This is a genomic window from Pseudoxanthomonas sp. Root630, assembly GCF_001427585.1.
Classification (GTDB): Bacteria; Pseudomonadota; Gammaproteobacteria; order Xanthomonadales; family Xanthomonadaceae; genus Pseudoxanthomonas_A.
The window spans coordinates 882,798-903,122 of sequence record NZ_LMGY01000012.1; the positions used below are offsets into that span (position 1 = coordinate 882,798).

The window sequence follows — 20,325 nt, forward strand, 5'->3', positions numbered from 1 at the left end:
TGAGGCCATCACGGTTGCCCGTCCCGTGGATTTCCTACGATGGCGGTGCGGATTCCGGTCCGCCTCCCCCGAACTCCTTTCGCCTGCCAAGGCGGGGAACCTTGTGCATGTCGAACGTCCTCAATATCGCCGATCGTCCCGGCCGGGAAACGCGCATGCTTGACCAGGCGCGTGAAGCGGCCATTCCGCCGCTGGTGGACGCCTTTGCGGTCGCGCTGGGCCGTTTCGACGATGCGCTGTTCGACCGTGCCGAGCGCGCGGGCCCCTCGCAGATGGCGTTCCTGGATGCCATGCGCGAACTGCGCCGCCGGCGCGAAGACATCATCGTGCGCTTCCGCTCGCACCTGCAGATGGCCTGGAAGGCATTGCAGGATGGCCAGCCGCTGTCGATGGAGAGCGCGTTCACCCATTCCGCGGAAGACGCGCTGACCCTGGTGACCGACCAGGAGCTGGAATCGCGCCTGGCCGTGCGCAACCTGGCCAGCGTGATCCTGCGCGACTGCAAGCCGGTGCTGACGCGCCTGGACCGCCGCCTGGGCTGGCTGGCCGGACAGGCCGCGCTGGAGGCCGAGTACAACCCCGTGGGTGCCGAACACATCGGCGTCGCGGTGCACCAGGGCTTCGCCGCGTGCGACCTGACGCCGGAAGTACGGCTGGTGGTCATCAAGCTGTGCGAACGCGACCTGGTGCCGGCGATCGCACGCATCTACGCCGCGCTGGACCAGCGCCTTGCGCAGATGGGCGTGGCCCCCGAGATGCCGACGCCGCGTCGCGCGCCGAAGTCCGACGCCACCCAGGACATCGAAGACCTGATGTCGGGGGACGATCCGGGCGCGCCCGCCTGGGCCGCCCGCTTCCTCAACCGCATGGCGGGCATGAACCGCGGCCTGCAGGCGACCCACGCAACGCCTGCCGCCGGCTTTGGCGACGTGCCGCCGGGTTATTCCGCGGCGCCCGGAACGCAGGGCGTGCTGCTGGAAGCCCTGCACCACCTGCTGCAGGAATCGCGTCGTGGCCGGGACGTCCCGCAGGACGAGCCGCGCCCGGCGCATCCCCAGCGCGACCTTTCGCAGCGCGAGATGCTCTCCGTGCTGTCGCTGCTGCAGGCCACGCCCAGCGCCACCCTGCGTGCCGCCATCGGCGACACCGGCGAGTCGCTGTCGCAGCGATTGAAGAACGAAGTACTCAGCAGCGCCATGCAACTGGGCGTGGATCCGTCCACGGCCCGCCTGGCGCCGGTCGACGAGGACGCCATCGACCTGGTCGGCATGCTGTTCGACGTGATGCTGGACGAACGCGACCTGGACGGCCGTCCGCGCGAACTGATCGGGCGCCTGGTCGTCCCGTTCGTGAAGGTCGCCCTGCTGGACCGCCGGATGTTCGTGCAGAAGACGCATCCTGCGCGCCGCCTGCTCAACGTGCTGGCCGAAGCCTGCGAAGGCAACAACGGCGAGAGCGCGGCCGAACGCACGTTGCTGACCAAGGTCGAGGAAGTGGTCGACCGGTTGGTGGCCGAGTTCAACGAGAACCTGGCGATCTTCCTGACGCTGGAAGAAGAATTCCGCTCGTTCCTGGAACAGCACCGCCGTCGCATCGAGATCGCCGAGCGCCGTGCCGCCGAGATCCAGCGTGGACAGGAGCGCCTGGAAGCGGCCCGCGCACGGATGAATGCCGAACTGGACGAGCGCCTGGCCGACCGCACCGTGCCGCAGGCCATCGAGGATTTCCTGCGCCAGCCCTGGGCCCACCACGTCACCATGACCGTGCTGCGCGAGGGCGAGGAAGGCGATGGCCTGCGCGAATCGCTGACGCTGGCCGACGGCGTGCTCGAAGAACTCACCGAAGCCCAGCGCCATGTCATCGGCAAGCCGTGGCTGCAGGCGTGGCGTCCGGCGCTGTTGAAAGTGTTCTCCAGCGTCGGCATGAACCTGGATGCCGCCGCCGGCGCGGTCGATGCACTGCACGACACGCTGCAGGCCGTGGCCGCCGCGCGTCCCGACCTCGAGCGGGCCTTGCCGGAGCTGCCGCAGGTGGTGCTGCCCAAGCCCGCCGTGGACGAAGAGACCACGCCGATCCAGCTGGTCGCGGGCGCCGATACGCTCGACTTCGACCACAGCGACGCCGACCACTTCCGCAATCTCGCCATCGGCACCTGGCTGGACTTCATCGACAAGGACAACAAGGTGCAGCCGGGCAAGCTGTCGTGGGTCAGCCCGATTTCCTCGCGCCTGCTGTTCGTCAATCGCCGCGGCGTGCGCTTCTGCGTCGCCTCGCCGGAAGAACTGGCCGCGATGGTCCGCCTGGGCCGCCTGCGCACGCACCAGAGCGAGGATGCGTTCGACAGCGCCATGCAGGGCGTGATCGAGCGCCTCGAGCCGGTCCCCCCGACCCCGCTGACCTGAGCCTGCGCGGCTCTGCCGCGCTCTGCTAGCATCGTCGTACGGTTGGCCTAACGACGAGGGGCGCATGGCGGTCGAAGTGCGAGTAGTGAAGGAGTCCGCGGCCGGTGAGCGCCGCGTGGCCGCCACGCCGGAAACGGTGAAGAAGCTGATCGCCGCCGGCGCGCAGGTCATCGTCGAGCGCGGCGCAGGCACGGGCGCCGGCTTCATCGACCAGGCCTACACCGACGCCGGTGCCCTCCTGGATGACGGCGAGGGCCGGGCGCAGGCCGATGTGGTGCTCTGCGTGCAGGCGCCGCCTGCCGAGGCGATCGCGGGCTTCAAACCGGGTGCCAGCCTGGTCGGCGTGCTCCAACCCACCGCCGATCCCGCGCGCGCCGAGGCGCTGCAGGCGCGCGGTTTGCAGAATTTCCCGCTCGAACGGCTGCCGCGCACCACGCGCGCGCAGGCGATGGACGTGCTCAGTTCGCAGGCCGGCATGGCGGGCTACAAGGCCGTGCTGATCGCCGCGCAGCTGGCGCCGCGCTTCTTCCCGATGCTCACGACCGCTGCCGGCACGATCCGTCCGTCGAAGGTGCTGATCGTCGGCGCCGGCGTAGCCGGCCTGCAGGCCATCGCGACCGCCAAGCGCCTGGGCGCGCAGGTGGAAGGCTTCGACGTGCGCCCGGAGACGCGCGAGCAGATCGAATCGCTGGGCGGCAAGTTCCTCGATCTGGGCGTGAGCGCAGCGGGCGACGGCGGTTATGCGCGCCAGCTCACCGAAGAAGAACGCGCGCTGCAGCAGCAGCGGCTGGCGGACCACCTCAAGGGCATCGATGTGGTCGTCTGCACGGCCGCGGTGCCGGGGCGCCCGGCGCCGAAGATCATCACCGCCGCGATGGTCGCCGGCATGAAGCCGGGCAGCGTCATCGTGGACCTGGCCGCGGAAACCGGCGGCAACTGCGAGCTCACGCGGCCTGGCGACACCTACGACCAGCAGGGCGTCACGGTGGCCGGGCCGCTGAACCTGGCCAGCCTCGGCGCGGTGCACGCCAGCGAGATGTATGCGCGCAACGTGCTCAACTTCGTGTCCTTGTTCATCAAGGACGGCGCGCTGCAGTTCGACTGGGACGACGAACTGCTGGCGAAGACGGTGTGGCCGGAACGGCCGGATACGTCGGCGCAGGCGGCCTGACGCAGGCAGGACGCGCGATCAGCGCTCCTCGCGCTGGGGCCTGCGCCGCGGCGCGTTTTCCTTCATCCAGGCATCGCGCTGCTCGGACGTCATCTTCTTCCACTGGTCGCGCAGTTCGATGCGCTGTTCCGGTGTGAGCTCCTTCATCCGGCCATAGAGCGCACGCGCCTGTCGGCGCTGTTCGGGATTCATGCCTTCGAAGCGCTTCATGCCGTGGCGCGCCTGTTCGCGCTGCTCGGGCGACATGGCGTGCCAGCGTTGCGCCCGCTCCAGCATGCGGGGGCGCTCGTCCGGTTCGCGGTTCCAGCGGTCGCGCAGCGGCGCGATCAACGCTTCGCGCTGCTGCGGGGTCAGCTGCTCCCACGCGGGCAGGGGCGCGGGCGGCGCGGACTGCGCAAACGCCTGGGCGGAGGCGAAGACCAGCAGGCCGAGCAGAAACAGGCGGGTGGTGCGGGATGTCATGGGGTCACTCCATCGCAAGAGGCTGCGCATCGGCCGAGGCCAGCCACAGGTACAGGTCGGGGTCTTCTTCCAGCGTGCCGGCCGTGGCCTCGTCCAGCGAGGCCTCGCCGTCGGCCGCAGCGACGGGCGTGGGCGCCGTCGCGCCCGGTGCCGGCGCGGTCGGCGCGCGCGGCAGGAACTGCAGCCCGATGCCCACCGCGAGTACCGCACTGAACGCGGTTGCGGTCAGCCAGCGCCACGAGCGCGTGCCTCCGGCGGGCGCCGCACGCTGCGCCTCGTGGCGCGCGGTGCGCAGGCGCATCAAGGTCTGCGGGGACACCTGCGCCAGCGATGCGCGATGCAGGCCGCGGGCCTGCGCATCGAAGCCGGTGTCGTCGTGGGGATGGACGGGGTTCATCGGAATTCCTCCAGTTGCTTCTGCAGGGCATCGCGCGCGCGGGACAGGTGCGTCTTCACCGATCCCTCCGAGCAGCCCATGGCGCGTGCGGTGTCCGCCACGTCCAGTTCTTCCAGCACGCGCAGCGTGAACGCTTCGCGCTGGCGCGCCGGCAGGGCGCGCAGGGCCTGCACCAGGCGGGCATAGGCCTCGCGCTGGTCGTGCGCCTGCGACGGACCCGCGCCGGTGTCGGGTGCCCAGTCCACCGGGCCTTCTTCGCCACGGTCGCCGGTGGGCAGCAGCCAGCGCAGGCGGAAACCCGCGCGACGCTGCACGTCGACGATCCGTCGGCGCAGGATGCTCCAGAACAACGGCGTCCATTCGTCGGCGGGCCGGTCGCGGTACACCAGCATCTTCATCATCGCGTCCTGCACCACGTCCAGCGCGTCGTCGCGATGGCGCAGCCCGGCTTCGGCGAAACGGAACGCACGCGGCCCGATGTCGGCCAGGAACAGCTCCAGCGTCGCCGCAGGTGCGGGCGAGGCGGTCGTGTCCGGCAACGGGTTCGGGGTGGCGCTCACCAACATAGCTTAGCGACCGGTGCCGTGAATCAGCCGCGACGCGCCGGTCGGACGGCGTGGACGGCCGGCGAGGACGGTTCGGAGGGGCACGGCATGGGCGGTTCTCCCTGAGGGTCGCTGGGGGAAACGCGCCACGTGGCGTGCGGTTGACAGGCCAGGGTCGGGGTCCCTGCGGGTTCAGGTACGGTTATGATGCGGAACACGCCCCGCCACGCGGCGGCGGCGCAGACAACGTGGACAGGATGGGGGAGCGGATGAGCGACGGGTTCGTGGCGCTGTACATCTTCATGCTGGCGGCCATCGCCGGGCACGTGATCATTTCGCGGGTGCCGGTGATCCTGCACACGCCGCTGATGTCCGGCTCCAACTTCATCCACGGCATCGTGCTGATCGGCGCGATGGTCGTGCTGGGCCATGCCGATACCACGCTGGAAAAGGCCATCGGCTTCATCGCCGTCCTGCTGGGCGCGGGCAACGCGGCCGGCGGCTACGTGGTCACCGAGCGGATGCTGGACATGTTCAAGAGCAGCAAGCCCGCGGGTGGCAAGTGAGCCACGGCGCAACGGCCATGCCGGCACGCGGGCGCGCCACGGCGCGCGACATCTTCCAGTGGTTGAGCTACCTGCAGTACCCGGCGTTGCTGGTGGCGCTGGGGTATGGGGCCAAATCGGGCTGGACGCTCGCGACCGCGGGCGACGGCGGCTGGGCGACGGTCTACGACGACTGGAACTACGTGCTCCTTTACGCCGGCATCGGCATCGGCCTGTCGTCGCTGCAGGACCCCACCAAGACGCAGAACGACGTGTCCAAGCGCGTCTGGCAGGACCCACGCAAGGGCCGCTGGCTCCTGCTGCTGATCTCGTTCTACACCCTGGGCGCGATGGTGGCCGGCCTGGTCGGCGCCTATCTCGCCGATACCACGGTGGTGAACCAGTTGTCGCTCGGGTTGGTGGCCTTCGGCCTGGGCATGGTCGGCCTGCTCAAGACCGCCATCGAGATGCGTGAACACCATCGGTTGGACAAGCAACCGGCGTCGTCGTCTGAAGGGAGCCGTGCATGAGTGCGTTGACGCTGGTGAAGCTGAGTTATTTCGTGGCCGCCACGCTGTTCCTGCTGGGCCTGCAGCGCATGGCCAGTCCCAAGACGGCGCGCAGCGGCATCCAGTGGGCCGGCGTGGGCATGCTGATCGCGACGATCGCCACGTTCTTCCTGCCGGGGTTGCACAACATCGGCCTGATGATCGCGGCCATCGTCATCGGTGTTGGCCTGAACTGGGTCTGGGGCAAGAAGGTCGCCATCACCGACATGCCGCAGATGGTCGCGCTGTTCAACGGCATGGGCGGCGGTTCGGCCGCGGCGATCGGTGCGGTGGAACTGGTGCGCTATTCCGCCGGTGAACCGGCGCCGTCCACGTTCACGCTCTCGCTCGCCGTCATCGGCGCGCTGATCGGCGCGGTCTCGCTGACCGGCTCGGTGATCGCGTGGGCCAAGCTCGACGGGCGCATGGACAAGCGCTACACCTTCCCGGGCCAGCAATGGTTCAACGCGCTGGTCGCACTGGCCGCGGTGGTCTGTGGCGTGATGGCGCTGACCACCCTGGCGATGCCGTGGATCGTCGCGTTCTTCGTGCTGTCGCTGGCGCTCGGCGTGCTGATGACGCTGCCCATCGGCGGCGCCGACATGCCGGTGGTGATCTCGCTGTACAACGCCTTCACCGGCCTGGCGGTCGCCTTCGAAGGCTACGTGCTCGGCAACGAGGCGCTCATCATCGCCGGCACCATGGTCGGCGCGGCCGGCATGCTGCTGACGCGGCTGATGGCCAAGGCGATGAACCGCAAGATCACCAACGTGCTGTTCTCCAACTTCGGTGGCGGCAGTGCGGCGATGCAGGAGATCGGCGGATCGATGAAGCCCATCGAGGCCGCCGACGTCGCCGCGATGATGGCCTACGCCGAACGCGTGGTGATCGTGCCCGGCTACGGCCTGGCGGTGGCGCAGGCGCAGCACAAGATCTGGGAGCTCAGCCAGAAGCTGATCGATCGCGGGGTGAAGGTGAAGTTCGCCATCCACCCGGTCGCCGGCCGCATGCCCGGCCACATGAACGTGCTGCTCGCCGAAGCCGGCGTGCCCTACGACCTGATCGCCGACATGGACGACATCAACCCCGAGTTCGCCAACACCGATGTCTCGCTGGTGATCGGCGCGAACGACGTGGTGAACCCGGTCGCGAAGACCGACCCGGCCAGCCCGATCTACGGCATGCCCATCCTCGACGTGGTGAACTCGAAGAACACCATCGTCATCAAGCGCGGCAAGGGCACCGGTTTCGCCGGCATCGAGAACGCGCTGTTCTACGCCGACAACACCCGCATGCTGTACGGCGACGGCAGCGAGATGGCCAACGCGCTGGTCAGCGAACTGAAGGCGCTCGACGGCGGGCACTGAGCCCGCCGATCACTTCGTCAGCGCGACCACCAGGCCGCCAGCCACGGCGCGGCGGCCAGGGCGATCCAGTCCAGCGGCGTCATCGCCAGCGTCAGCAGCGTCCACCCATGGTGCAGGCCCAGCTTCAGCGCCGAATCCCACGGCGTCAGCCCCATCGCGAAGCCCAGCTGCGTCGCCACGATCCCCCACAGGGCGGTCAGGCAGATCAGCAGGGTCACCGCCAGCGCCAGCACCGCGCGCGGCTTGCCCGCCGGCATGCCGGCCAGGCGCAGCACCACGATCACGTCCAGGGCCGCCAGCAGGGCCATCCAGCCCGCCTGCCGTTGCAGGTAGAGGGCGGCCGTCACCCAGATCAGGACCAGGCAGGCGCCGCCGAGCAGCAACATCAGGGGAACCAGCCAGCGGTAGGGGCGACGCGCAGCGGGGGGCATGGGGACTCCGTCAGGGGCCGCCAAGGATACGGCCTGAACGCGGTCGCCGGGGTGCGAGGGCTACAATAGGCCGTCTTGCAGCGCCCCACGCGCGCCCCCATCTGATCCGGCATGTATTCCCGCAGCAGCGAACCCGTCCAATTCTCCCGCGACTGTGCGGCCGTCCTCGTCCCCCAGGGTGAGCTCGTGACCCTGCCGGCTGGCAGTTACGGCTACATCACCCAGGCGCTGGGGGGCAGCTACACCGTCTTCGTGGAAGGCAATCTCTTCCGCATCGCCGGCAAGGATGGCGACGCCATCGGCAAAGACCCGACCGAACCGCTGTCGCTGCCCGACAACGCCAGCGACGAAGAAGTCGAAGCCCTGGTGTGGAACCAGCTGCGCACCTGCTTCGATCCGGAAATCCCCTTCAACATCGTCGACCTCGGCCTGGTCTACGAAGCCAACCTCAGCACCCGCGACGACGGCCAGCGCGGCGTCGAAGTGAAGATGACGCTGACCGCACCCGGTTGCGGCATGGGCGAGATCCTCGTCGACGACGTGCGCAGCAAGCTGGAGATGATCCCCACCGTCGCCGAAGCCGACGTCGAGCTGGTGTTCGATCCGCCGTGGGGCCGCCACATGATGTCCGAAGCCGCCAAGCTGGAAACCGGCATGCTCTGAGCCGCCGGCTCACCCGATGCAGAACCCGTCAGGAAGGAAGAGATGAACGTGATGAACGCCGCCCCGTTGACCTACCGCGTGAACCGCTCCGACAAGGCCCGCACCCCGGCCGAGCGCGACGCCATCCTCGCCAACCCCGGATTCGGCCTTCACTTCACCGACCACATGGTCGCCATCACCTGGGACAAGGCGCAGGGCTGGCACAGCGCCGAAGTGCGCGCCTACGGTCCGCTGTCGCTCGACCCCGCCGCCTCGGTGCTGCATTACGGCCAGGAGATCTTCGAAGGCATCAAGGCCTACCGCCATGCCGACGGCTCCATCTGGACCTTCCGTCCCGACGCCAACGGCGCGCGCCTGCAGCGCTCGGCCGCCCGCCTCGCGCTGCCGCAGCTGCCGGTGAACGAATTCGTCGAATCGCTGCGCCAGCTGGTCGCCATCGATGGCGACTGGGTGCCGTCGGCACCGGAAACCAGCCTGTACTTCCGTCCCTTCATGATCGCCACCGAAGCCTTCCTCGGCGTGCGTGCCGCGCACCAGGCCGGCTACTACGTCATCGCCAGCCCCGCCGGCGCGTACTTCGCCAAGGGCGTGGCGCCGGTGTCGATCTGGCTCTCGGAAGACTATGCCCGCGCCGCCAAGGGCGGTACCGGTGCCGCCAAGTGCGGCGGCAACTACGCCGCCTCGTTGCTGCCGCAGCAGGAAGCGCAGGCGCAGGGCTGCTCGCAGGTGCTGTTCCTCGATCCGGTGGAAGGCAAGTACCTGGAAGAACTGGGCGGCATGAACGTGTTCCTCGTCTACAAGGACGGCCACATCGTCACCCCGGAACTTTCCGGCAGCATCCTGGAAGGCATCACCCGCGACAGCATCATCCAGATCGCACGCGATCGCGGCCACGCCGTCGAAGAGCGCAAGGTGTCGATCGACGAGTGGAAGCAGGGCGTGACCTCCGGCGACATCGTCGAAGTATTCGCCTGCGGCACCGCCGCGGTGATCACGCCGATCGGCCAGCTCAAGGGCAAGGACTTCGCCGTCGGCGACCTCAACGCACCGGCCGGCGAGGTCACGATGGGCATCCGCAAGGAACTCACCGACATCCAGTACGGCCGCCTGCCGGATCGCCACGGCTGGCTGGTGAAGCTGCGCGACTGACCATCGCCGCATCGCCGCGCAACGAAAGCCCGCCGCATGGCGGGCTTTCTTTTTTGCGTATCGAAGATGCATGTGTGCGAATAAAAAATTCGCACTCATCACGCGCAGCGCACGTAAATGAATCTACGCGGCGATGTCCACCGGTGGCTTCGACTTCATGCGTGTATTCCGATGATTACGTTTGTAACGTGATGACATGAAGTGTGTCTTTCATCGCTGATTCACGCTGCCGCAAACCGCTAGCGTCGTCATGCGCCGTGCATTGCACGGTGCGCACCCGGTCGAACGCAACAGCCCGTCCACCCCCTCCCGTGCCAGCCCCTGCGCCCTCGACCGGGCTCTTGCCGTTATTCGGCTTTCGACAACTTTGAGGGAGAGTCTGATGTCTGGATTTGCAAAGCGTGGTTCGCGTGTCCGCCTGCTGTGCCTGTCTTCGGCCGTGCTGGCGTCGTTGTACGCCTTGCCCGCCATGGCCGGCCGCGTCGACATGAGTGGCCTGCAGGTGGAAGAACCGGGTGGCTACGACCGCTTCATCGTGAAGTACCGCGACGGCAGTACCGAAAGCACCAACGCGACGCAGTTGCAGCGCTCGCTGACCAGCGCGGCCAGCACGGGGGTCGCCAAGCGCGGCGGCCGCGCGCTGGGCCTGCAGAAGCTGCGCCGGCTGGCCTCCGGTGGCGCCGATGTCGTGCGTGCCGACCGCAAGCTGGACCGCGTCGAAGCCGAATCGCTGATGCGCCAGCTCGCTGCCGATCCGAACGTGGAATACGTGGAAGTCGACCAGCGCATGTATGCCGTGCTGACGCCGAACGACACCCGCTTCTCCGAGCAATGGGGCTTCGGCACCACCGCCTCGGGCATCAACGTGCAGCCGGCGTGGGACAAATCCACCGGCGCGGGCGTGGTGGTCGCGGTCATCGACACCGGCATCACCAACCATGCCGACCTCAACGCGAACATCCTGCCGGGCTACGACTTCATCAGCGACACGTTCGTATCGCGCGACGGCAACGGCCGCGATTCCAACCCGAACGACGAAGGCGACTGGAACCCGGTGGCGGGCGAGTGCTACAGCGGCTCGCCGGTGACCAACTCCAGCTGGCACGGCACCCACGTCGCCGGCACGGTTGCCGCAGTGACCAACAACGCCACCGGCGTGGCCGGTACCGCGTTCGCCGCCAAGGTCGTGCCGGTGCGCGTGCTGGGCCGTTGCGGTGGCCTGACCTCCGACATCGCCGATGCGATCACCTGGGCGTCCGGCGGCACCGTCAGCGGCGTGCCCGCCAATGCCAACCCGGCCGAAGTGATCAACATGTCGCTGGGCGGCGGTGGCACGTGCTCGGCCACGTACCAGAACGCGATCAACGGTGCGGTCGGTCGCGGCACCACGGTCGTGGTCGCGGCGGGCAACAGCAACGCCAACGTGTCCACCGCGGTGCCGGCGAACTGTCCGAACGTCGTGGCCGTCGCCGCGACCACCTCGGCGGGCTCGCGTGCCAGCTTCTCCAACTACGGCACGGGCATCGACATCTCCGCGCCGGGCCAGAGCATCCTGTCCACGTTGAACACCGGCACCACCACCGCGGGCAGCGCCAGCTACGCGTCGTACAACGGCACGTCGATGGCGGCCCCGCACGTGGCCGGCGTGGTCGCGCTGATGCAGGCGGCCGCACCGTCGCCGCTGACCCCGGCCCAGGTGGAAAGCATCCTGAAGAGCACCGCGCGGCCGCTGCCGGGCACGTGTTCGGGCGGATGCGGCGCGGGCATCGCCAACGCCGACGGCGCAGTCGTGGCCGCGCAGGGCGGCACGCCGCCGGGCGGCGGCACGACGACCTACAGCAACGGCACCGACGTCAACATTCCCGACAACAACACGACCGGCGTGACCAGTACGATCGCTGTCTCGGGTCGTACGGGCAATGCACCGAGCAATGCGCAGGTGGCGGTGAACATCGTGCACACGTACAAGGGCGACCTGATCGTCGACCTGGTCGCGCCGGATGGCTCGGTGTACAACCTGCACAGCCGCACCGGCGGCAGCGCGGACAACATCAACCAGACCTACACGGTGAATCTGTCGAGCGAAGCGCTCAACGGTTCGTGGGGCCTGCGCGTGCGCGACCGTGCGGCAGCGGACACCGGCTACATCAACAGCTGGAGCGTTACCTTCTGAGGATTCCCCTCGAGGGGAGCACAGGGAGGTGCAAGAAGAACCCCGGCGTTGGCCGGGGTTCTTTTTTGGCCGGAAGGAAGGGGCGTCGGCGTTGTGTGCATCAGGGCGGGAGCGACGTTCGTTCCCGACTTCCCCTCTCACGCGCACATCCAATGCTGACCCTTTCCGGGTGTTTCTTCTCACGCCAAGGGTGTCGCGTGGATCTTCCAGGTCCATCGTTCCCCCTTTTTTGGCCTCTCTTCTCTCACTAAGGTCCAGCGTTGGATGTTGTTGGGCGTTTCTTCTCACACAAAGGGTCAACGTTGACCCTCTTGGGTCCAACGCTGGGTGTTCCGGGACGGGGAGGGAACAGAGCGGCCCGGCGATGCGGCGGCGTCCCGTTTGGGGGTGGGGCGGTCAGAGGGGCAGGCATGTCGATCCGGGGCATGCTCCTTCGTCGAAAAGGGAAGGGCCGGACAGGCCAGCCAGCGCGGCGGCCACCGACACGCCACGACCAGGAGCGATGCATGACGACGAACGAGAAGGTGAAAGGCCCGGCTTCCTACTTCCCCTCGATAGAGAAGCAGTACGGCAAGCCGGTGGAGCACTGGTTCACGGTCCTGGATGCCGTCAGCGACCGGAAGCACATGGAGCAGGTGGCCCTGCTGAAGACCGAGCACAAGATGGGCCACGGCCATGCCAATGCCCTGGTGGCGTATCACAAGGCCAAGCGAGGGGGCTAGGCAGCGGGTGAGGGGGCTTACACCCCCCCTGTTCCCGTCTTGTGAGCTGAACCGGGCCGCCCTAAGATCGGGCCGTATCAATGAGGGGGAGCTCACGGTCGTGGGCGAGGGAAGTCGTGGACGGCTCGGGGGGGTTGCACATCGGTCGTTCTTCAGAAGCTCGGTGGAACGCCGTTAGAGGCGAAGTTCAGGTCAGGCGCAAGGGATTGCAGTGAAGATATTCAGTAGCCCCATCCTCCATATCCAGATCTCTCCCGACCACGTCGTGGGTCGCGTCGTGGGTCAGTCCGGCTCGATCAGACGCGAGTGCGCGGCTCTGGGGCGCGGGTTGAATGCCGCCGACATTCGCGAAGTTGAGCAGTGCCTGCGGAGTCTCAAGAAGGCGCTAGTCCCGGGATTTTCCCTACGCAAGCCGCGAGCCTTCCTGCATTTCCTGCCTGCACAGTTTCCAGTGACTCCAGAGGTGCAGAAGAAGTTTGCGGATGTGGTCTACGCAGCCGGCTTCGATGAGCACCTTCAATCGGTCCATGATTCCCTCCACAGTGACGATCAAATCCGTCATTACTTCAGCTCTGGGCATTGGGTTTAGGTTGACCAGCGGACAGTGCCCAAGCTGGGACGATCGCTGCATGCTTATGCATCGCATCACCATCGAAGCAACTGGCTGCACGCGGGACGCCGCCATTTTCATCCTGACCCGTTCACAAGGCACTCAATGCGAAACCGAATTGTCCCCGCAGCTTGCATCGTCCTGCTGGCCGCCGCCTTCACCGGTTGCACCCGAGAAGATCCCGACTGCGTGGCCGCTGGCAAGGCACTCTCCGATGCGGCGTATCGCACCCAACTGAAAGACGCCGTCCAGCGCCAGTTCGATGCGGGTGAACTCGGTGAGGTCAACATGCTGGTGAGGCCGGACACGCCGCCCGACCTGCCCGGCCGATACGGCGTCGCCGTCGCGCCCGAGTTCGATGCCGTGGCGTCGAAGCCGCTGTACCAGCGCACCCTCTTCGATGCGCGCGGCTACCTGGTTGCGGTGTTCGTGGGCTGGGCCGCAGGCAAAGGGGCGGTCGTGGATGTGCAGGATTCGGATGGTGAGGTGCCAGTGGATGCCGTCACGCCAACCATCGACTATGGCGATGGGGTGTGGTTGATGTGTGCTGCTGGGGAGGGGTGAGGCAACGTCATGGCCGGAACCTTTGCAAGGCTTGAGACGAATCTCCGCAGGGCGGCCTGCGTCCTGCTGGTGGAGATCATCGGTGGCCTGCTGCTCTTTTTCTTGTTGCCGCTGTTCGGTGTCGAACGGGACTGGATTGTCCTCTTCATCTGGACAATCAATCTGCCGGCCGCGTGGTTCCTGGCGCGGGCGGCCAAGCAACAAGGACGCAATCCATGGCTTCATGGCCTCACTTCAATTCCTCCGCTTTTGGCGCTGCTCAATCTCCTGGCCATGTCGGCCGGCTCCAGGAGCTATGGCAATAAGGCCTAACCATTCATTCAAGCTGATACCGACCTGCGAGTCGGCCTAACCCAGGCGTCAGGGCGCACCTATGGCATTGAGGCGAATCAAACTTTCACTTCACCGCGGTCACGCTCTCGAGCTCACGCGTGTTTCCGTCGGAAAGGCAAAGCTCGTATACGTTCTAATTACGGACAAGAAGATCAAGTACAGCAACGGGAAGAAATCGCGTATTGCGTACATCGGTACTACGGAGAAAGGCAACGCTCGCATTGCGCAGAGTGTCGCGGCCCGAGCCGAGGACATCTTTGACATTCGAGGAGTGCATTCCTTTCACGCACGAATCATTACCTGCAGGCCCCGCAGGAACGTCAAGACATGGCGCCAGTTGGAACGGGCGTTGTTGATCAAATTCAAGGAAATGTTTGGCGAGGTTCCGTACTGCAATATCCAAGGAAAGAACATCAGTCGCTTCAAAGAGTTCAATTATTTTGCCGAGGCTGGTGTGCAGGCGACCATTGAGGAGCTTTCATAGTGCGCCCTGATAGTTCATGCAAGCCGAATCCGCCTCGCGGGGCGGCCTAACTCAGGCGTTAACGCCATGATTGTTTCATACGTGCTAGCAGTAATGATCTCTTCCTCCGATGCCAAGACTGTTCCGGGAGATTGCTTGCAGAATTCCTGGCCTACGAACTACGAGGTGTCTCAGTCGGTGACGTTTGCCGAGCTCCAGGATATCTATTTGCGCGAGGTGCCTGGAGCATTTATGTCGCAGCAGACAATTTCGCGTGCTGAGTCTGTTGCCCGACACCGAGGTCAGGAAAATTGGAAGGCGCAAGCGGAAGCGATCGGGGATGCGGTCTACATAACTCAACTTCATCAAATTGAAGCGCGTTGCGGATCAAGTCTTGACGCTGAGCACGGAGCCGCCGGTCTGATCGAACAGGCTTATGCGAGAGTGTTGGCGCACACCAATCTGAGGCACGACGCTGTGGCTGCTGGAGCGCTCCTGCCAGAGCATTTCTCCGTCAACCTTACGCCTCGTATAGCGATTGTTGGCTTGTCAGTGCACTGCTCCGGATCGACTCCTGCGCTGGCGTCTTTCTTGGCTCGTGCGTCCATCCCTTGCGGGCAGTTGCAGGGGGCAAAGGATGGACGCTAACAATTCATTCAAGCCGAACCCGCGTCGCGGATCGGCCTGACCCAGACGTCTGGCGCCACTGCATATGCCCGCGAGCCTGCTGACAGAGATTCTTTTCCGTGGCGTCTTCGAGGTCGTTCTCTATGGCCTTGGCTATGTCATTGGTTGGCTGGTTGTCCCCACCTTCACTCTCGGTCGCTACTGTGTTGAGCCTTGGGACTTCAAGAGCCGCAAGAAGTCGAAGAGCCATTCCCGGCGGCAGCATCCCAAACAGATCTCGGCGGACGCGGCATGCAGCATCGGTCTCGTCACCCTGGCGGTCGCGTTAACGGCCATGTACTTCATCTGGCGTGCCATAGACGCCTAGCATTTCGTTGAAGCCGAGACCGCTTCGTGGGTCGACCTTATCTACGCATCAGGCGGTTCATCGTGTATCCACGCAAACTGGCCAAGGCGCTGCTTCTCGTTTCTTCAGTCCTGGTGGCCTCGTGCGCTACCCGGGCCAGGGCGGTAGACACGCCCGCTGACATTCCATTGCCAAACTGTTCCGCTGGCGGCGCCATCCGATGCGACGAAGGATGCGCATCCTGAGTCCCGGTATGACCGTAATCGCACGATCTCCGATGACACGTAGGGCCGTAGGCTGGGTTGGAGCGAAGCGCAAACCCAGCATCGCGCTGTGCCAAGCGGTGATCGCATCCGGTCTCCCGACAGCAAAAGGCCCGCATCCGCGGGTCTTGTCGTTACCGAGGTGGAGCAGTTCGCGTCAAACCGCTTCGAAGCGATTCGCCGCCACGTTCGTCCTGGCTTTCGCCGGGTCCCAGATGCGGCCGTTCATAGCGATGTAGACGCCGGATGGCAGCGACTGCCCTGCGCCGAGCGGAGATTCAGCTCAGAGAAGGTATCCTGCCTCCCGCTTCCGGCCTGTCTCCCTTCGCCCAGGCCGCGACATGGCCTGGCTTGACTCGGGTGTGCGGCCATCGCACCCACGTGGACCCTCATTGAAAGCAACCCCCCTCCAATGGAAAACAGACTGGCGCTTCGAGGAGAGCCAGCAGCGGCGGCACTATGTCATCGAGCCATGGCTCGATGGCCGCCGGGTAGGTCGCGCCCATGGCTGGTTCGAGTCCGGAGAGCGCTTTGTGCTGGAGAAGATCGAGATCGATTCAAGACAGCGCTCCCGCGGCTATGGAAGTACGGTGATTGAACAGCTACGGCAGAAGGCGCGTGACGAGGGGTGTCGCGAGCTGGTGATCAACAATGTGCGTTCCAGCAACCACAGGGCCATCTCGCTCTATGAGGCCCTGGGTGCAAAGGCCATCCCGCTGTCGGCAAGCCTCTGCGCATTCGCCATTTCACCGCCGTAGGTCATAAGGGTGGGGGAACATGCCTTCTTCCGCAGAGCAAAAGGCCCGCATCCGCGGGCCTTTTCGTTGCCGGGCTGAAGCAGGTCGCCTCAAACCGCCTCGAAGCGATTCGCCGCCACGTTCTTCCTGACCTTCGCCGGGTCCCAGATGCGGCCGTTCATGGCGATGTAGACGCCGGTCGGCAGTGACTGCACCGCACCGATCGCGCAGCCGATGTTGAACTCCGCGTCCGAGCCGCGGAAGCGGGCCGGGCTGAGCGCGCCGGTCATCACGATGGTCTTGTCCGGGATGGAGGCCAGCACGTGGCCGGTCTGCACCATGCTGTCGGTGCCGTGGGTGACCAGCACGTGCTTGGTCGGTTGTGCGGCGATGGTCGCGCGGATCAGTTCGCGGTCCTCGTCGGTGATGTGCAGCGAATCCTTGCGCAGGATCGGGATGACCGTGAAACGGAACGTCACCCCCAGCTCGCGCAGGATCATGCCGATCTGCGGGTCGCCGATCTGGTAATCCGACTTGTCGTCGAAGTAGATCTTGTCGATCGTGCCACCGGTGGTGACGATCAGCAGCTCTTCCATCTGGGTACTCCTGCCGGCGCGCCTGGCGCCCGGCTTTGAATGCGGTCGTGGATGCGATTATCGCCGCATCCGGAGGCTGGCGCGCATCACGCCTTCTTGCCGAACCGTTTGGCGAAGGCCGGCCAACTGGTGGCGATCACGATGCCGATCGACAGCACGATGCCGCCCCACGCGAATTTCGCCTTCACCGGGTCGGCCCACGCGACCATCACCGCATGCGAGAACCAGAACAGCGCAGCGACGCCCGCCCAGAAGGCGGCCGTGCGCCGGCGCGTCATCACGCCGATCATCAGCAACAGCGGCGGCAGCGAGAACACCAGCAGCGCCAGCGTGTACTGGCGGTCGCCGAAGAACCACACCGCGTAGAGGACGGCCAGCAACTGCAACAGGCCGGCCAGGACCAGGCGCGAGCGTTCCATCAGCGCACCTCCAGCCGACGGGCGATATCGGCCACGCGGCGACCGAGCGCGCGCGCGAGTGCGGCCTCCTCCTCGCTGGGATGCGGATCGTCTTCGCCGCCGGCCACGTGGCTGGCGCCGTAGGGCGTGCCGCCCGTGCGGGTGGTGCTGAGTTGCGGTTCGGTGAAGGGAATGCCGACGATCACGCAGCCGTGGTGGAGCAGCGGCACCTGCATCGACAGCAGCGTGGATTCCTGCCCGCCGTGCTGGGTGGCGGTGGAGGTGAACACCGCCGCCGGCTTGCCGACCAGCGTACCGCTGGCCCATTCGGCGCCGAGTCCATCGATGAAATGCTTGACCGGGGCGGCCATGTTGCCGAAACGGGTGGGGCTGCCCAGCACCAGGCCGGCGCACTCGGCCAGGTCCTGCCGGTCCACGTAGGGCGCGCCGTCCTCGGGCACCGGCGGGGCCGCTTGCTGCGTCACCGCGGCCACCGGCGGCACGCTGCGGAGGCGGGCCATCATGCCGTCGACCTCGCCCACGCCGCGCGCGATCTGCCGGGCCAGCTTCGCCACGGAACCGCCGCGGCTGTAGTAGAGCACCAGGATCTCGGGCATGGGCCGTCTTCGTCGTTCGGGGAGCGCCTAGTATCGGCGATGTCGTGCCCTTGGCCTATCGGTTACCCTTCCGCCCATGGAGCCATTGGACTCGTTGAACCGCTGGACCGAACGCGTGCGCGACCGTGCGCGCATGGGCACGTTCTTCCGTTTCCTGGCCAAGCGCTTCCTCGACGACCGCCTGTTCCAGGCCGCGGGTTCGCTGGCCTACACCACCCTGTTCGCCCTGGTGCCGCTGGCGATGGTGGTGTTCGGCGTGTTGTCGGCATTCCCGGTGTTCCAGGAATGGAGCGACCAGCTGCGCGACTATATTTTCACCAACTTCCTGCCGGGCGCGGCGGTCAGCCTGAAGGCGAAGCTCGATGGTTTCCTCGCCAATCGGGGCAAGCTGACAGCCGTCGGCGTGATCGCGCTGGTGGCGTCGTTGCTGATCACGCTCAACAGTATCGAGGCCACGTTCAACCGCATCTGGCGCGTGCGCAGTGCGCGGCCGAAGCTGTCGCGCTTCCTCGTCTACTGGACCGTGCTGACGCTGGGTGCGCTGATGGCGGCCGCGTCGCTCGCCCTGTCGGCGCGCTTCTACGCGCTGCCCGTGTTCGCGACCAGCGGCGGCAAGTGGCTGCAGACGCTATCGCTGACCGTGGCGCCGGTGCTGATCGAGCTGGCGGCCATCGTGGTGATCTACCGCGTGGTGCCGCACCGGACCATCAAGTGGCGCTATGCGGTGGCGGGCGCCCTGCTGGCCACCCTGCTGCTGGAGCTGGCGAAGTGGGGCCTGGGCCTCTACCTGGGCAGTTTCAACGCGTACGAAAAGATCTACGGTGCGGTCGCCGCGGCGCCGATCCTGCTGCTGTGGATCTTCCTGTGCTGGGTGGCCGTGCTGCTGGGTGCGTCGCTTGCCTCCGGCATGGCGGCGTTCCGCTACCAGCCGATCGCGCTGCGCCTGCCGCTGGGCTACGAGTTGTACGGCCTGCTGCGCATGCTGGGCCGCTTCTCGCAGGCGCGCGAGAAGGGCAGGGGCCTGCACAGCGACCAGATCCTCGCGATGGAGCCGATGCTGACCGATTCGCTGATCCAGCAGATGCTCGGCCAGTTGGCGGAGATCAACCTGCTGCGTCGCGATGAGGAAGGCGAATGGTTGCTGGCCCGCGATCTGGAAGACCTGACCCTGTGCGACCTCTACGAAGCCTGCCAGCTGCGCGTGCCGGTGGCCGAGGCGCACCTGCCTTTCCATGACGATGCGCTCGGCCGCGCCGCGCGCACCGCGCTGGACGATCTGCGCGTGCCGCTGCGCGAGCTGTTGAAGAAGCGCGTCAGCGATCTGTACGTCGAACCCCCTCAGGAGTCTGCATGAAGTCGTTCCTTTCCCTTCCGCTGGCGATGGTGTTGTCGCTGGCGGCCTGCAATGCCGGCTCCGAGCCGACCGAGGCGGCGACGCCGGCGATCGAAGCGCACGTGCAGGCGGTCGATCCCGCCACGACCCGCGCGGCGGATCGCACGGCCGAGATCCCGACGCTGCAGGTGAAGACCCTGGACGGCGCGGACTACGCGCTGGCCGCGCACCGCGGCAAGTGGGTGGTGGTGAACTTCTGGGCCACGTGGTGCGCGCCGTGCCTGAAGGAAATGCCGGACTTGTCCGCGCTGGACAAGGACAACGCGCACATCGAAGTGATCGGCCTGGCCTACGAGGAAATCGAAGCGGACGAACTGAAGGCGTTCCTGGAGGAGCGGCCCGTCGTCTATCCGATCGCGATCCTCGACGTGTACAACCCGCCGGCGGATTTCGCCACGCCGCGTGGCCTGCCGCTGACCTACCTGATCGCGCCGGACGGCAAGGTGGCCAAGCAGTTCCTCGGTCCGGTGACGGGCAAGGACATCGAAGCGGCGATCACCGCGGCGGGCGGACCGAAGGCCGGGGCGTGATGCCTGCCGCATGCTTCCTGGTCAGCGGCAAGGTGCAGGGCGTGTTCTTCCGCGCCTCCACCCGCGAACGCGCGCTCGACCTGGGCGTGAACGGACGCGCGACCAATCTGCCCGATGGGCGCGTTGAAGTGGTGGCGGAAGGATCGGCCGAGGCGCTCGATGCGCTCGACGCCTGGTTGCACGTAGGGCCGCCTGCGGCACGCGTCGATACGGTGGTGCGGACACCCTGGCGCGATGGGGTGAACGAAGGCTTCGTCACCGGTTGAACGCGGG

The 20,325-nt window shown here is 66.5% G+C and carries 26 protein-coding genes and 1 pseudogene; 18 read left to right on the forward strand and 9 right to left on the reverse strand.

Translation table 11 applies throughout. The features are described from left to right. Window positions 1-107 precede the first annotated feature (107 nt). Both ASD72_RS10085 and ASD72_RS10090 read left to right on the forward strand, forming a co-directional pair. Complete coding sequence (locus tag ASD72_RS10085) at window positions 108-2,402, forward strand: DUF1631 domain-containing protein (protein ID WP_056879762.1); 2,295 nt, start codon at window positions 108-110, stop codon at window positions 2,400-2,402. A 64-nt stretch (window positions 2,403-2,466) separates the two neighbouring features. Continuing rightward, window positions 2,467-3,573 (forward strand): NAD(P) transhydrogenase subunit alpha, encoded by a 1,107-nt coding sequence (locus tag ASD72_RS10090; RefSeq protein WP_056879763.1) that lies wholly within the window; start codon window positions 2,467-2,469, stop codon window positions 3,571-3,573. A gap of 18 nt (window positions 3,574-3,591) precedes the next feature. Here the strand turns inward: ASD72_RS10090 and ASD72_RS10095 are convergent, their stop codons facing one another. The 3 genes from ASD72_RS10095 to ASD72_RS10105 are packed head-to-tail and all read right to left on the reverse strand — an operon-like array spanning window position 3,592 to window position 4,998. Continuing rightward, entirely contained in the window at window positions 3,592-4,035 is a 444-nt protein-coding gene (locus ASD72_RS10095; protein ID WP_056879764.1) for a DUF3106 domain-containing protein, read from the reverse strand. A 4-nt stretch (window positions 4,036-4,039) separates the two neighbouring features. Then, window positions 4,040-4,432 (reverse strand): hypothetical protein, encoded by a 393-nt coding sequence (locus ASD72_RS10100; RefSeq protein ID WP_056879765.1) that lies wholly within the window; start codon window positions 4,430-4,432, stop codon window positions 4,040-4,042. Beyond that, entirely contained in the window at window positions 4,429-4,998 is a 570-nt protein-coding gene (locus ASD72_RS10105) for an RNA polymerase sigma factor (RefSeq protein WP_056879766.1), read from the reverse strand. The genes ASD72_RS10100 and ASD72_RS10105 overlap by 4 nt, the downstream gene beginning before the upstream one ends. A 248-nt stretch (window positions 4,999-5,246) precedes the next feature. Between ASD72_RS10105 and ASD72_RS10110 the strand changes: the two genes are divergently transcribed. The 3 genes from ASD72_RS10110 to ASD72_RS10120 are packed head-to-tail and all read left to right on the forward strand — an operon-like array spanning window position 5,247 to window position 7,437. Next, on the forward strand, window positions 5,247-5,543 hold the full coding sequence (locus tag ASD72_RS10110) for an NAD(P) transhydrogenase subunit alpha (protein WP_056879767.1): 297 nt from the start codon (window positions 5,247-5,249) through the stop codon (window positions 5,541-5,543). Between the two features lie 17 nt (window positions 5,544-5,560). Further along, window positions 5,561-6,052, forward strand: coding sequence for a hypothetical protein (locus tag ASD72_RS10115; protein ID WP_056879768.1), 492 nt, complete (start codon window positions 5,561-5,563; stop codon window positions 6,050-6,052). Next, entirely contained in the window at window positions 6,049-7,437 is a 1,389-nt protein-coding gene (locus tag ASD72_RS10120; protein ID WP_056879769.1) for an NAD(P)(+) transhydrogenase (Re/Si-specific) subunit beta, read from the forward strand. Before ASD72_RS10115 ends, ASD72_RS10120 begins: the two co-directional genes overlap by 4 nt. A 17-nt stretch (window positions 7,438-7,454) precedes the next feature. Here the strand turns inward: ASD72_RS10120 and ASD72_RS10125 are convergent, their stop codons facing one another. After that, window positions 7,455-7,868, reverse strand: coding sequence for a hypothetical protein (locus ASD72_RS10125; protein ID WP_155944577.1), 414 nt, complete (start codon window positions 7,866-7,868; stop codon window positions 7,455-7,457). A gap of 111 nt (window positions 7,869-7,979) precedes the next feature. On the opposite strand from ASD72_RS10125, the gene sufT reads away from it, so the two are divergent. The 4 genes from sufT (at window position 7,980) to ASD72_RS10145 (ending at window position 12,575) form a co-directional block, all read left to right on the forward strand. Next, window positions 7,980-8,531: a putative Fe-S cluster assembly protein SufT gene (sufT, locus tag ASD72_RS10130; protein ID WP_056879771.1), complete on the forward strand. Its 552-nt coding sequence runs from the start codon at window positions 7,980-7,982 to the stop codon at window positions 8,529-8,531. A gap of 51 nt (window positions 8,532-8,582) precedes the next feature. Further along, window positions 8,583-9,680, forward strand: a complete 1,098-nt coding sequence (locus ASD72_RS10135) for a branched-chain amino acid aminotransferase (RefSeq protein ID WP_056879864.1) — start codon at window positions 8,583-8,585, stop codon at window positions 9,678-9,680. Between the two features lie 382 nt (window positions 9,681-10,062). Then, on the forward strand, window positions 10,063-11,853 hold the full coding sequence (locus ASD72_RS10140; protein ID WP_056879772.1) for a S8 family serine peptidase: 1,791 nt from the start codon (window positions 10,063-10,065) through the stop codon (window positions 11,851-11,853). 506 nt (window positions 11,854-12,359) lie between these two features. Beyond that, on the forward strand, window positions 12,360-12,575 hold the full coding sequence (locus ASD72_RS10145) for a DUF4287 domain-containing protein (RefSeq protein WP_056879773.1): 216 nt from the start codon (window positions 12,360-12,362) through the stop codon (window positions 12,573-12,575). 403 nt (window positions 12,576-12,978) lie between these two features. On the opposite strand, the gene ASD72_RS21650 is transcribed toward ASD72_RS10145, so the two are convergent. Then, entirely contained in the window at window positions 12,979-13,104 is a 126-nt protein-coding gene (locus ASD72_RS21650) for a hypothetical protein (RefSeq protein ID WP_255357645.1), read from the reverse strand. A gap of 270 nt (window positions 13,105-13,374) precedes the next feature. Between ASD72_RS21650 and ASD72_RS10150 the strand changes: the two genes are divergently transcribed. The 5 genes from ASD72_RS10150 (at window position 13,375) to ASD72_RS10165 (ending at window position 15,539) form a co-directional block, all read left to right on the forward strand. Further along, window positions 13,375-13,749 carry a hypothetical protein gene (locus ASD72_RS10150; RefSeq protein WP_056879774.1) on the forward strand — a complete coding sequence of 125 codons (375 nt, stop codon included), beginning with the start codon at window positions 13,375-13,377 and terminating at the stop codon, window positions 13,747-13,749. Window positions 13,750-13,758: 9 nt separating this feature from the next. Next, window positions 13,759-14,061, forward strand: coding sequence for a hypothetical protein (locus ASD72_RS10155; RefSeq protein ID WP_056879775.1), 303 nt, complete (start codon window positions 13,759-13,761; stop codon window positions 14,059-14,061). Between the two features lie 373 nt (window positions 14,062-14,434). Beyond that, window positions 14,435-14,566: a hypothetical protein gene (locus ASD72_RS21655; protein WP_255357646.1), complete on the forward strand. Its 132-nt coding sequence runs from the start codon at window positions 14,435-14,437 to the stop codon at window positions 14,564-14,566. A 66-nt stretch (window positions 14,567-14,632) separates the two neighbouring features. Next, a complete protein-coding gene (locus tag ASD72_RS20945; protein WP_155944579.1) occupies window positions 14,633-15,193 on the forward strand; it encodes a hypothetical protein in 561 nt (186 codons plus the stop codon). 64 nt (window positions 15,194-15,257) lie between these two features. Continuing rightward, a complete protein-coding gene (locus tag ASD72_RS10165) occupies window positions 15,258-15,539 on the forward strand; it encodes a hypothetical protein (protein WP_056879777.1) in 282 nt (93 codons plus the stop codon). 399 nt (window positions 15,540-15,938) lie between these two features. Here ASD72_RS10165 and ASD72_RS20610 read toward each other — a convergent pair. Next, a pseudogene (locus tag ASD72_RS20610) lies at window positions 15,939-16,052 on the reverse strand (asparaginase); the annotation flags it as partial. A gap of 121 nt (window positions 16,053-16,173) precedes the next feature. Here ASD72_RS20610 and ASD72_RS10170 point away from each other — a divergent pair. Further along, window positions 16,174-16,539 (forward strand): GNAT family N-acetyltransferase, encoded by a 366-nt coding sequence (locus tag ASD72_RS10170; RefSeq protein WP_056879778.1) that lies wholly within the window; start codon window positions 16,174-16,176, stop codon window positions 16,537-16,539. An 89-nt stretch (window positions 16,540-16,628) separates the two neighbouring features. On the opposite strand, the gene ASD72_RS10175 is transcribed toward ASD72_RS10170, so the two are convergent. From ASD72_RS10175 to wrbA, 3 genes are all read right to left on the reverse strand, one after another. After that, the gene (locus ASD72_RS10175) at window positions 16,629-17,114 is read right to left on the reverse strand and encodes an asparaginase domain-containing protein (protein WP_056879779.1); all 486 of its coding nucleotides are present in this window, start codon (window positions 17,112-17,114) and stop codon (window positions 16,629-16,631) included. A gap of 86 nt (window positions 17,115-17,200) precedes the next feature. Further along, window positions 17,201-17,533, reverse strand: a complete 333-nt coding sequence (locus tag ASD72_RS10180) for a DUF2069 domain-containing protein (RefSeq protein WP_056879780.1) — start codon at window positions 17,531-17,533, stop codon at window positions 17,201-17,203. Then, window positions 17,533-18,129, reverse strand: coding sequence for an NAD(P)H:quinone oxidoreductase (wrbA, locus tag ASD72_RS10185; RefSeq protein WP_056879781.1), 597 nt, complete (start codon window positions 18,127-18,129; stop codon window positions 17,533-17,535). Before wrbA ends, ASD72_RS10180 begins: the two co-directional genes overlap by 1 nt. Before the next feature lie 76 nt (window positions 18,130-18,205). On the opposite strand from wrbA, the gene ASD72_RS10190 reads away from it, so the two are divergent. Genes ASD72_RS10190 through ASD72_RS10200 form a run of 3 tightly spaced genes read left to right on the forward strand, consistent with a single transcriptional unit; the run spans window position 18,206 to window position 20,318 of the window. Continuing rightward, entirely contained in the window at window positions 18,206-19,483 is a 1,278-nt protein-coding gene (locus ASD72_RS10190) for a YihY family inner membrane protein (protein ID WP_056879782.1), read from the forward strand. Continuing rightward, window positions 19,480-20,052, forward strand: coding sequence for a TlpA disulfide reductase family protein (locus ASD72_RS10195; RefSeq protein WP_056879783.1), 573 nt, complete (start codon window positions 19,480-19,482; stop codon window positions 20,050-20,052). The genes ASD72_RS10190 and ASD72_RS10195 overlap by 4 nt, the downstream gene beginning before the upstream one ends. After that, on the forward strand, window positions 20,052-20,318 hold the full coding sequence (locus ASD72_RS10200) for an acylphosphatase (protein WP_056879784.1): 267 nt from the start codon (window positions 20,052-20,054) through the stop codon (window positions 20,316-20,318). The genes ASD72_RS10195 and ASD72_RS10200 overlap by 1 nt, the downstream gene beginning before the upstream one ends. Window positions 20,319-20,325: the final 7 nt, after the last annotated feature.